Below are 12345 nucleotides of genomic sequence, written 5' to 3'. Positions count from 1 at the left end.
AGTTCACTACAAATATAAGAACTTTGGAGCTTACACACTTTTTTAGGACAGTATCTGAGGTTCAGACATTACCTTAATTTTAAGTTTCATATTCAGCTAGAAGTTTTAGTTCCCTTATTTAACTTATAAACAACGGAGGCAAAGACTAAGGGAAATCCTGCTTCTTTGCCTCCATTTTTTATTAGCTACATACTAGAGTGTTTTCCACTTACCGCCTACAGCTCTCCATTGGATTTTTGCAGCATTCCAGAATGTCGGCCACCCACCGAAGATCCCTCCTATGAATAGTCCTTGAACCTTGTGCCAGCCTTTGGCTAATGCTATTTCGCAATTTTCTCGAGTGTCACGTGGTGCATAGATTCCAGAATTGTCAATATAGAGTGTACCGTCAATACTTACTTGCGTGAGCAAAGAAGAAAATTCATACACACCCGTCTCAGGGACATAGAAGAATCCTTCTGCAGTTGCAGCATAATTCTTTACATCTCGTACATCGCTAGGAACATTCGTTAGAGTGCGTACGACTTCAATACGATCTGCCTTAAAGGTTGAATCAGCCTTTAAGGCTTCTAACTGCTGGGGAGTTCTAAATTCTCCATTGTATTTGCGAACAGTGTAGCCTTTGGTTGTAGGAGTGCTGAGTGAGAGAAGGGGAGTTTGCCTGTTAATTTCTATCTTACGTACATTGCTGAGTAAACCACAAGGAAGAAGTGTTGCTGCATTCAACGTTGTGCTTTGGTCAATTTTGATTGGACCGGTATACCGTGTTGAGTGTGATGTGGGGGTTGTTCCGTCAAGTGTATAAACTATTGGAAGATTTCTTTGAGAACTCAAAGAAACAGTACGTGAGTTAGTAAAAGCTAACTTGTTCGAGCTAATTCCTTCAATACTCGGGGCAGGAATATAGAAATTGATGTGACGTTCTTTTAATCGCAGTGTGAAATCGTTATCAAGGCGACGCTGGAAGTCCGAGAAATCTTTGTCTTTCTCTTTTGTCCAGGCCACCTCTGCCAAGGCGACTCCTCGTGGCCATAATCTGTTTTCCAAGGCTGCTGGACCGAGAGTATACTCTGTCCAGTTGTTCCCTTGAACGCCTAGAACCAGTGAATCTAGACCTTGTGAGGTTAGTGCAGAAGGCACAGGATTATAGGCATAGCATTTTTCAAGTGGAGCGTATCCTCCGATACTTGTAGGTTCATTCATAAAGTCGCCCTGGTAATGATCGAAATATAAGCCATGACTTCCTGGTGTCATAATAACACTATGATGTTTCTGCGCTGCAATAATACCACCATCTTCTCCACGCCAGCTCATAACAATAGCATCTTTTGGTAGATTTCCACCTTCAAGTATTTCATCCCACCCAATGATACGTTTGCCTTTCGTTTGTAAATATTTCCCAATCCGTTCGATAACGTAATCTTGTAGCTGAGCTTCTTTTGTGAGTCCAAGAACTTTCATGCGAGCTTGACAACTATCACATTTTGTCCATTCAATACGTGGACTTTCATCACCACCAATATGAAAGTAAGTTGAAGGAAATAGTGGTACAAGCTCGTCTATTACATTCCTTAAAAACTTAAACATATTTTCTCGTCCAGGACACATGACAATATCTTCAACTCCCCAAATGATTCGTGGTGTTATCTCTTTTCTTTTGCAGGACAAATCAGGATAAGCCGCAATAGCTGCCAGTTCGTGACCTGGAATCTCTAATTCAGGAATCACTTCTATCTGTCGCGCGGCAGCATAGGCTACAATATCACGAATTTCTTGCTGGGTATAGAAGCCTCCATATTTATTTCCTTCTGCATCCATTCTCCAGGCTCCTATGTCTGTAAGTTTAGGATAGCGCTTAATTTCAATGCGCCATCCCTGGTCATCAGTTAAATGCCAATGAAAGCGGTTTAACTTTAATGAAGCCATTACGTCAAGTTGCTTTTTGATTGCAGCAACAGGCATAAAGTGACGACTAACATCAACCAAGATTCCACGCCAAGAGAAACGGGGTTGATCTTCAATTCTAACCATGGGTATCTCAAGTGGCCAGCTAGGAGTACGTGCATTGGTCGCTTCCACAAAAGGAGGAAGTAATTGAAGTAAAGATTGATAAGCCCAAAAGAGGCCACTTTCTGAAGAGGCTGAAAGTTTTACTTGCTGAGGAGTAACCTCTAAGCGATAGGATTCGTTTCCTTTTATTGTTGGGTCAATAGTAAAAAGGATAGAAGATGTCACCGCTTTATGAGAACTTTTTAAACGAATACCTGTAGATCGTTGTAGTTTATCTATAAAGGCTTGAGCAACTTTATCTGCACTTTTTCCCTTTCCCTTTGAAAGGATAACTGTTTGAGGAGAAAGTTGAAAACTACCACTTCCCTTCTCAATGATAGCAGGGCGTGGGATAATGTTTATTTGTCCCATGGAAGGAAGCACGGACAGCGTAAAAAAGAAAGCTGTTAGAATATTTTTTATCATGCGCAATATAGTTAGATGTTATGACTGCGAATTTACGTAATATTTTTTAATTTTCTTTAGAATGTCTAATCCAAGAAGAAAAGTGATTTCCTTATTCCATAGATAAATACTAACTTTGTAGCAAAATAAAGATAACTAAAATGGCAGGAAAGAAGAACTCTCCTATATATATATCGGGCCCTTGTGTTATAGAATCGGCAGAGTTGCTTGAACAAGTTGCGCAGGAAATTGTTCGAATTCGTGATATTCACGGGATAGATATAATTTTCAAAGCTTCTTTTGACAAGGCTAATCGCACTTCCCTATCATCGTTTAGAGGTCCAGGGCTAGAGAAAGGACTTCAGATGTTAGCAGATATAAAATTGCATCATAGCCTAAGGATTACGACAGATATTCATGAAAGTTATCAGGCTAAGGTAGCTGGAGAAGTTGTCGATGTTTTACAAATACCTGCATTCCTTTGCCGTCAGACAGATTTATTGGTAGCAGCGTCTCAAACAGGATGCATTATTAATATCAAAAAAGCACAGTTCCTTTCAGGTAGTGATATGAAATACCCTGTTGAGAAATGTCGTGAATCTGGAGCTAAAGAAGTATGGCTAACGGAAAGAGGAAATGCCTTTGGCTATAACAATTTGGTTGTAGACTTCAGAAACATCCCTTTAATGGCTCAATGGGCAGATCGTGTTATTATGGATTGTACACATAGTGTTCAACGACCTGGAGCAGGAGAAGGGAAAACGATAGGTGATAGACAGTTTGTACCAATGATGGCATATGCAGCTAAGGCCTTCGGTGTAGATGGCTATTTTTTTGAAACACATCCACAACCGGATGCAGCCCTTAGTGATGGACCTAATATGCTCCCTCTTAATGATTTAGAAAATCTTATCGTAGAATTAAGTAAGTAGTTATCTTATGAGTAAGTATATAGATGTAGCGATTCAATGCCTTAGAGAAGAGTCAGAAGCTATAAAGGATTTAATCCCCTATATCAATGGAGATTTTGACAAAGCTATTCGACTTGTCTTAGATTGTCAAGGAAAATTGATTGTTACAGGCGTTGGAAAGAGTGGACATATAGGAGCAAAAATTGCTGCAACACTATCTTCTACGGGAACTCCTAGTTTTTTTGTTAATCCCCTTGATGTTTTTCATGGAGATTTAGGTGTAATTACTGCAGCTGATGTAGTATTAGCGATTTCTAATTCAGGGCAAACAGACGAACTATTACGTTTTCTACCTTTTCTTCTTGAGATGAAGATACCTGTAATAGGGATGTCAGGTAATCCTCGTTCACAGCTAGCTGAGTATTCAACGGTTCATTTGAATTGTAGTGTAAAAAAAGAAACAGGCCCCTTGGGTTTAGCTCCAACTTCGTCTACAACAGCACAACTTGCAATGGGAGATGCTTTGGCTTGTGCTCTTATGGATGCTCGTGATTTTCAGGCATCTGATTTTGCTCATTTTCATCCCGGCGGTTCTTTGGGACGTCGACTACTTACACGAGCAAGGGATGTGATGCGCACAGAAGATTTACCAGTCATACCTCCGTCTATGAAAATGGGAGAAGCTGTGATACATGTAAGTAATGGACGCCTAGGACTTTGTGTTGCAGAGGAGGAAGGCAAAGTTGTCGGAATTATTACTGATGGCGATGTACGACGTGCTATTCAGTCCTCTCAAGATAGTTTTTTCCAAAAAACTGTGGCAGACTTTATGACCCGCTCACCAAAGACTGTCGGTGCAGATACTAAGATTATGCAAATAGAAGAAATCTTGCAAGAAAATAAAATTCATTGTGTTCTAGTTGTGGATTCTGAGAATCATTTATTAGGTATTGTTGATACGTTTAGGACGCAACTTTAGGTGGTTGTAAATAATTATATTCGTATATTTTTCTAAATACGTTGATTAAGAATAGCAAATGTGTAAATGCAACAAGGATAAGAAAATAAGTAATAATAACGAAATCTTTTCACAATTAGGGATGTGTCAAAGCCGATTTAAACACATCCTATTATTGTCTTTAATCTTTGTACTTCCTTCTATATCATGGGCAGCACAAACGGATTCACTTCTTTTCACGACAAACAATAGGATTGTTATATTTAAGAGTGGACAAGAGAAATTTTCGGATCTTTTTGCCGCGATTCAACAGGCAAAGAAAAGTATTCATCTTGAATATTTTAATTTTAGAAATGATTCTATTTCTACCGAACTCTTTTCACTGTTGGAACAAAAGGTGAAAGATGGGGTGAAAGTAAGAGCTATTTTTGATGGTTTTGGCAATGCATCTAATAATAGACCTTTGAAACGTAAACATTTGGATTCATTGCATAATCGTGGTATTGAAATTTATGAATTTGATCCATTAAGATTTCCGTATGTGAATCATATCATACCGCGAGATCATCGAAAAATAGTAGTAATAGATGGAGTCGTTGCATATACAGGGGGTATGAATGTTGCAGACTATTATATTAAAGGTAAATCAGAATTTGGTAGTTGGCATGACATTCATGCTCGTGTAGAGGGTGAAGCCGTAGGACAATTGCAAAAGGCTTTTTTAGATTTTTGGAATATTTGGACTCAGCAAAATATTCGTGGCGCCGAATACTATCCGGGATATCGTGATGCCACAAAAGAGTTTTCTAACTTAACACCTGATACGTGTAGTTCTGCAGGTAAGAAACGTATTGCAGTAGTTAATCAAGGGCCAAGATCTCCCAAAAAACCTATACATGCCACTTTCTTGCAGCTTATCAATAGAGCAACAATGCAAATACAAATAATAAATCCTTATTTTACGCTTTGTCACCATATACGACGTGCACTCTGTCAAGCGATAAAGCGAGGAGTGGATGTTCAAGTAATAGTTTCAGCTAAAAGTGATATTCCCATAACTCCACGCATTGTAGAGCATAATGCTCATCTGCTTATGAAGAAAGGAGTTAAGGTTTATTTTTTTGAAGGTGGTTTTCATCATAGTAAGATAATGATGGTAGATAGTGTTTATTCTTTTATCGGCTCAGCAAATTTAGATAGTCGCAGTCTTTCATTTGATTATGAATGTAATCTTTTAATTGATGACAAGCCTACAACGAAAGTATTGCAAACGATATTCAATAAAGACAGAGATGAGAAATGTTGGCTATTAACTCCTAAGACTTGGAAGGAAAAGTTTAAGCCTTCCCGACGATTTGCTGCATGGTTTTGGCAATGGCTTACCCCGTTTGTGTAATTTTCTTTTTATAATGATTTAATTGCAGAATAGAAATGGATTCTTTAAACTATAACGACACAGACAATAGTAGTCGATTTTATGAACAAGAAGAACCTAAAATGGCAATGAAAGAAGTACCAATCTCATCTACAAATGACTTACAAGCTAAGCCCGTTAGAAATGCGACCTTTTCAATATGTAAAGCATTAGCAATTATTTGTGTCGTATTATCTCATTCAGGGGGACCCTCGTGGCTCTTAAATATTGTTTTCCAATTTCATGTCCCTGTCTTTCTTATCTGTGCTGGATATTTCTTTAATGCCAAATATCTCAATGATGAGAAAACGTATATAGCAAATCGTATTAAAGGTTTATATTTCCCTTTTGTACGCTGGTCTATTTTTTTTCTTGTATTCCACAATTTATGGTTCTATCTAGGAATTCTTAACGAGCAATATGGGAATGCTGGTGGGGGAGTAACTCATCCATACAATTTCTGTCAGTTTTCTCAACGTCTGTGGAGTATAGTCTTCAATATGTCAGGATATGATGAATTTTTAGCTGGTGCTTTTTGGTTTTTCAGAGCTCTTTTTATAGGTAGCATTGCTTTTTTAATACTCTATAAGATTTGTGTGTGGCTTTTGATTAAAAATGGGAAAGAGCCTTCTAAGCTTTTTATTGCTGGAACAATTCTTGTTATAAGTTTGCTTATGTCTACATGGCTTATTCTTGCTAATCTAAAAATCACAGGAATTAGTCAGGGAGGATATCGTGAGATAATGGTAGTTTGCTTTATGGCTATCGGCTATATATTTCGACAAATAATTGATAACAAGCTGTTTAATAAGATTCAGAAAGAGCGATTTGGCACAATCCTAAAGATCTGTTTACCATCATTTCTCTTACTGATTTTTGGCTCTATATTTTTCCCTTCAAGTATGACTTATCGGCCTGATTTTTGGGGGAGTATTTCGCTACCATTTACTGGATTTGCTGGATTTCTGTTACTCTATTTCTTTAGCATTTGGTTACAAAAACAAGAAAATATATTAAAGCAACTACTGATTTATATCGGAGATAATACGTTGTATATTTTTGCATTTCATCTCTTAGCATTCAAATTGGTAAGTATCTCTAAAGTTGTAATCTATCATCTTCCTTGGAAGATGATAGGAGGACATCCTATTGTGATAGAAGGAAGTGGACATGATTTTTTTTGGCTTATTTATCTCCTCGTAGGTATTTGCGCTCCTTTAGTTTGGATTTGGGTATATCGTAAGCTTGAATACAAATTAGGATTTACTTTGTCTTACGAAAACCTTCTAAATCAAAAAATTATTAATTTAGTATTTTCCAACGCTTTTCATGGTTTATATTTTATAACTTTTAAAAGTTTACATCTTCTTCGTGCTCTTTGTATGAGTGTTTGGCATTTCTTTTCAAATTTAGTGCAAGGTATAAAGGATATAATCAAAGCATCTAGCCCTAAGGATGAGTAACTTACTTCTCCTTGAATAAAAGAAATGTCAGTCTATCATACAGAGCCTCAACTCTTATATCAGTAGCGTTGAATCTGGACTGATAAGTAACAGGGCATACTATCAAAGGAAAGATTGTGGAGTTGGTGTCGGACAATACCATAACAGACCTAATAACAGTATGCTCTTCACGATGAGGACATACTGTTTTTTAGCAGAGAGAGTATTTTTGGGGGAAGGAAAATGGCTGTACTATTATACTAGGTACGAGCATATGAATTATTCTTATTACCATATACTTGATATAATAAGCAGTCATTCATTTCTAATGAGATTGAGGAATTTCCAAGATAATGAATGGACTGCTTTAATTATATATAAGAGAGATTAGATTGAAGATGTTTTTCTGAATTATTGCGCTTAAGAAGAGATTAATGCGTTTTATAATAATATCGATACACCTCGTTGTATCGCTTAAAACGCTTTAAAAGGTGGTTTGTTTCAAAAAAGGTGTATTATATGCTTCATAAAATGTACTTGTGAGATTTTAATTCGTAACTTTGCCACAATAAGGAGAATAACTAATTAAAGATAAATGATAGATCAAGACAGAATTTTAAAAGTCGATATTGAAAAAGAGATGCGACAGTCTTATATCGACTATTCTATGTCAGTGATTGTTTCCCGTGCACTGCCAGATGTGCGTGATGGCTTTAAACCTGTTCAACGTCGTATCCTATATGGTATGATGGGCTTGGGAAATACGCATGACAAGGCCTATAAAAAATCAGCACGTACAGTAGGTGAAGTTTTAGGTAAGTACCATCCTCATGGCGATAGTAGTGTTTATGGTGCGCTCTGTCGTATGGCTCAGAACTGGAATCTACGCTATCCCTTAATTGATGGTCAAGGGAACTTTGGTTCTATTGATGGTGACTCTCCTGCTGCTATGCGTTATACCGAAGCTCGCTTAAGTGTTCTCGGCGAGATGATGATGCAGGATTTGGACAAGGAGACTGTTGATATGATGAATAACTTCGATGATACATTGAAGGAGCCAACTGTTCTACCAACGCGTATTCCTAACTTCCTTGTCAATGGTGCCACAGGTATTGCCGTTGGTATGGCGACTAATGTTCCAACTCATAACCTAGGAGAGGTTATTGATGGCGCAATAGCTTATATAGACAATCCAGACATTGACGTAGAAGGTTTGATGCAGCATATTAAAGCACCTGACTTTCCAACTGGAGCATTTATTATGGGGCTGCAAGGTGTTCGTTCTGCCTACCAAACAGGTAAAGGACGTATCGTCTTACGTGCAAAAACGGATATAGAAAATGGTCCTCAGCACGACACTATCGTTGTTAGCGAAATTCCTTATGGTGTTAATAAAGCTGAGCTTATTCGCGATATAGCCAATCTTGTTAATGATAAGAAGATTGATGGTATTTCCAATGTGAATGACGAATCTGACCGTGAAGGTATGCGAATCGTCATTGATGTGAAGCGTGATGCCAATGCCAATGTTGTTTTGAATAAACTATTTAAGATGACTGCTTTACAGAGCGGTTTCGCGGTTAATTGCATTGGCTTGGTTCATGGACGTCCAAAAGTCTTAACTCTGAAAGATTGCATCGCTGTTTTTGTTGATCATCGTCATGATGTCGTAATTCGTCGCACACAATATGATTTGCGTAAAGCTCAAGAACGTGCGCATATTCTTGAGGGTCTAATTATTGCTAGCGACAATATCGATGAAGTGGTTCATCTGATTCGCTCAAGTAAAACTCCTTCAGAAGCTATTGAAGCTTTAAAGAATCGTTTTGAACTTGACGATATTCAAGCAAAGGCTATTGTGGACATGCGTTTGGCCCAGTTGACAGGTTTGCAACAAGAGAAACTTCATGCAGAATATGCAGAATTGGAACGTAAGATTGATTACTTCAATCAGATTCTTACAAACGATACGCTCTGTCGCAAGGTGATGAAGGACGAACTCTTTGAAGTTAAAGAAAAATACGGCGATGATCGCCGCACAGAAATCAAGCTGAGCGCAGAAGAATTTAATCCAGAGGATTTCTATGCCAATGATGAAATTGTTATCACAATTTCTCATCTAGGATATATAAAGCGTACGAATCTTGATGAATTCCGTGCGCAAGCACGTGGTGGTGTTGGTAGTCGAGGTGGTACTACGCGTGATTCTGATTTTATAGAATATATTTATCCAGCAATGATGCACGATACCTTGCTCTTCTTCACAGCATGCGGTCGCTGCTATTGGTTGAAGGCTTACGAACTTCCAGAAGGAACAAAGAATGCGAAAGGCCGTGCAATTCAGAATATGCTCAATATCGAAAAGGATGATGCTATCAACGCTTGCCTTTATGTGAAGAAACTCTCAGATGCAGAGTTCTGCAATAGCCACTATGTTGTATTCTGTACGAAGAATGGTACGATAAAGAAGACATCGTTGTCCGATTATAGTCGCCCACGTGCAAATGGTGTTATTGCCATCAACATTCGTGAGGATGATCGCGTAGTGAGTGCTGTTCTTACTAATGGAACTGACGAACTTGTTATCGCAAACAGAAATGGTCGTGCCATTCGCTTCAATGAAGATTCCGTTCGTGTTATGGGACGTACTGCAACAGGTGTCCGCGGTATTACGCTTGATGGAGAAGACGATGAAGTAGTAGGTATGGTTTGTGTGAACAATTCTGAGAAAGAAACCATTATGGTTGTCAGCGAGAAAGGATTTGGTAAGAAGAGTCCCATTGAAGACTATCGCAAAACAAACCGTGGAGGTAAGGGGGTGAAAACTCTCCAAATAACGGAGAAGACAGGCAAGGTTGCTGCCATCAAGAGCGTTACAGATGATGACGACTTGATGATTATCAACAAGAGTGGTATTGTCATTCGCCTGAAAACTTCAGAAGTGCGCGTAATGAGTCGTGCTACGCAAGGTGTAAAACTCATCGATCTCAAAAAGAGAGGTGATATAATTTCTAGTGTTTGTAAGTGTCCTACTTCCACGGAAGAGGATGAAGAAGACATTGATGAAAATTCAGAAAATCTAGAAAATAGTCAGCCAATAAACACGAGAGAATAACCATATATATTAACATTAATAAAAAAATCTATGAAACGTATCATGTTATCAATTGCACTGATGGCTATCGCGGGCTCAGGCCTTGCACAGAACAGTGCTCACTTCAAGGCTCAAGCTTTGATGCGCGACAAGAAAGACTATGCTCAGGCAGCAGAAGTGTGTGAACAAGCTATTGCCAATCCGAAGACAACAAAGTTTGCCGAAATCTATAGAGATATGGGATTAGCTTATGCAAGTTTGTTCAACAATGAACTTACAAAAGCAGCTAAAGAAGTTCCTTTTGATACTATTGCTTTCTGCAACTATTTGGATAAGGCTGTAGATGCCTTTACTAATAGTCATTTAGCAGATATAAAGCCCGATGCAAAAGGCCGAGTAAAGCCAGAGTTCGAGATATTGAATAAAATGAATCTGAACCAGATGTTGAATTATTTCAATTATGCTGGCATTTTCAAGGCACAAGGAGGAAAGAATGAAGAATCTTTGAAATACTTTGAAAAATACATCAATATGCCTAAGAATCCTATCTTCTCTCAACAGGAAACAGATTCTATTTATAAAGCGGGTATTCATGAATACTCTCAAGCTGCTTTTAATGTTAGTTTGTTGAATTACAACTTGAAAAACTACGACGCAGTTATTCGTAGTGCAGACTTAGCACTGAAAGATGCCGAACTCGACAAGCAGAATATCCATGATGCTTATGTGATGAAGTCAAATTCCTTCCTTATGCTTAAGGATACTATTAATTACGCAAAAACACTGCGTGATGCTGTTGCTGCAACGGCAGGTGAAGGTTTTATGGGTGATTTGATTACTTACTATATGCGTCGTCAAAATCGTGCAGAAGCAATCCAAATGGCTGATGAGTTGATTAAGCAGAAGGGTTCAGATAAGACCTCTTATTATATCAAAGGTTGTTTGGAAATGAATATGACACCGTATAACTATAAGTCTGCTCGAGAAGCTTTTGCAAAGGCGATTGAATTGGATCCTGATTATGTTGAGGCCAATACAAATATGGGCGTTTGTTGGATTCAGGATGTACAGGATAAAATAAATGCTAACTACTTCCATCTACCACGAGGTAATGATAATGCTTCTGCGACGAAATATAATAACATTGTCAATACGCAGATCAACCCTTATTACAAGAATGCACTTCCTTACTTGGAGAGAGCACGTCAGTTGGCTCCAGAAAAGCCTGAACTTTGGGCACAAGGCCTATACCTCTGCTATACTAATTTGAAACAGACAGCTAAAGCTAACGAAGTGAAACCTCTTGTTCCAAAGAATTAGTTGACCTGTATCGTTGGCAGTATCTTATCTACCATTTTCATACAGGAACATTATCTATTTTTCCTGCCATCGGAAACAGGTTTGGGGATGTTCAAAAAGGATGTAAAGCTATTTTTTCTTTCTCTCTGGAAATGCTCTAGAGAGAAAGAATTTTTGGGCATAAGTGACAAAAAGAGACCTAAAATGGGTTTCTTTTTCTCTTATATGCCAAAAAGAGACCTGAAACTGCTTGTATCCCCTTTATCTATACGGGGAATGAGCCTTTAAAAAGTCTTGAATGAATACTTTTCTCCTTTCTTTGCTAATCCCCTTATGCAGGTCTAGTTTTGCCTTCAAAGTAGAGTTGAGTGCTTCTAATTCATTATTTGTATTTGGCATATGCAATTCGGGGAAATCATAGAATGTCCATAACCACGGCATATTCCTCTTTAAGCTCATATATGCGCTTCTTGTGTTCTTATGTACATAATGTGTCTTGCCGTCTGTTCCCTTTGCTCTTTCATTTATAAACTCCTTCCATTTCTCATACCATGCAGTTAGAGCTCCGATAAAAGAATCTTTGTCTGTATGGCAAAGTATTTTAGCTATAGCAAGTAACTCTTGTGAGGCTTGCAACTTGGGATGCAATGTAAGCTTCGTCTTTACTGTCATAACCTGGTGGAACTGGCAATGTTGGAATCTGTATTGGTAAAACTCTTGACGAAGCCCTTTTAAGCCATCGCTGACTATGCCTAAAATATTATATCCATGCA

8 protein-coding genes are annotated in these 12345 nt (G+C 38.2%); 6 read left to right on the top strand and 2 right to left on the bottom strand.

Annotated elements, in window-relative coordinates; genetic code table 11:
* Nucleotides 1–192: 192 nt before the first annotated feature.
* A complete protein-coding gene (locus tag ACO4R2_RS06020; protein ID WP_484769555.1) occupies nucleotides 193–2475 on the bottom strand; it encodes a family 20 glycosylhydrolase in 2283 nt (760 codons plus the stop codon).
* Between the two features lie 140 nt (nucleotides 2476–2615).
* Here ACO4R2_RS06020 and kdsA point away from each other — a divergent pair, with 140 nt between their 5' ends.
* From kdsA to ACO4R2_RS05990, 6 genes are all read left to right on the top strand, one after another.
* The gene (kdsA, locus tag ACO4R2_RS06015; RefSeq protein ID WP_484769554.1) at nucleotides 2616–3386 is read left to right on the top strand and encodes a 3-deoxy-8-phosphooctulonate synthase; all 771 of its coding nucleotides are present in this window, start codon (nucleotides 2616–2618) and stop codon (nucleotides 3384–3386) included.
* Nucleotides 3387–3393: 7 nt separating this feature from the next.
* Nucleotides 3394–4344, top strand: coding sequence for a KpsF/GutQ family sugar-phosphate isomerase (locus ACO4R2_RS06010; protein WP_484769553.1), 951 nt, complete (start codon nucleotides 3394–3396; stop codon nucleotides 4342–4344).
* 58 nt (nucleotides 4345–4402) lie between these two features.
* Nucleotides 4403–5719, top strand: a complete 1317-nt coding sequence (locus ACO4R2_RS06005; protein ID WP_484769552.1) for a phospholipase D-like domain-containing protein — start codon at nucleotides 4403–4405, stop codon at nucleotides 5717–5719.
* Between the two features lie 35 nt (nucleotides 5720–5754).
* Nucleotides 5755–7200, top strand: coding sequence for an acyltransferase family protein (locus tag ACO4R2_RS06000; protein ID WP_484769551.1), 1446 nt, complete (start codon nucleotides 5755–5757; stop codon nucleotides 7198–7200).
* Between the two features lie 574 nt (nucleotides 7201–7774).
* Nucleotides 7775–10294, top strand: coding sequence for a DNA gyrase subunit A (gene gyrA / locus ACO4R2_RS05995; protein WP_484769550.1), 2520 nt, complete (start codon nucleotides 7775–7777; stop codon nucleotides 10292–10294).
* 30 nt (nucleotides 10295–10324) lie between these two features.
* On the top strand, nucleotides 10325–11593 hold the full coding sequence (locus ACO4R2_RS05990) for a hypothetical protein (RefSeq protein ID WP_484769549.1): 1269 nt from the start codon (nucleotides 10325–10327) through the stop codon (nucleotides 11591–11593).
* 240 nt (nucleotides 11594–11833) lie between these two features.
* Here ACO4R2_RS05990 and ACO4R2_RS05985 read toward each other — a convergent pair.
* On the bottom strand, nucleotides 11834–12345 hold a 512-nt coding region (locus ACO4R2_RS05985; protein ID WP_484769548.1), incomplete at its 5' end, for an IS256 family transposase, variant Zn-binding type.

This window comes from Alloprevotella sp. (assembly GCF_057240785.1).
Note: the sequence above shows the minus strand (reverse complement) of the source record. Positions and strands in the feature narration are given on the sequence as shown.

Bases quoted from the DNA above. Each gene is read 5' to 3' on its own strand.
- ACO4R2_RS06020 (WP_484769555.1), bottom strand. From the start codon at position 2,475: ATGATAAAAAATATTCTAACAGCTTTCTTTTTTACGCTGTCCGTGCTT.
- kdsA (WP_484769554.1), top strand. From the start codon at position 2,616: ATGGCAGGAAAGAAGAACTCTCCTATATATATATCGGGCCCTTGTGTT.
- ACO4R2_RS06010 (WP_484769553.1), top strand. From the start codon at position 3,394: ATGAGTAAGTATATAGATGTAGCGATTCAATGCCTTAGAGAAGAGTCA.
- ACO4R2_RS06005 (WP_484769552.1), top strand. From the start codon at position 4,403: ATGTGTAAATGCAACAAGGATAAGAAAATAAGTAATAATAACGAAATC.
- ACO4R2_RS06000 (WP_484769551.1), top strand. From the start codon at position 5,755: ATGGATTCTTTAAACTATAACGACACAGACAATAGTAGTCGATTTTAT.
- gyrA (WP_484769550.1), top strand. From the start codon at position 7,775: ATGATAGATCAAGACAGAATTTTAAAAGTCGATATTGAAAAAGAGATG.
- ACO4R2_RS05990 (WP_484769549.1), top strand. From the start codon at position 10,325: ATGAAACGTATCATGTTATCAATTGCACTGATGGCTATCGCGGGCTCA.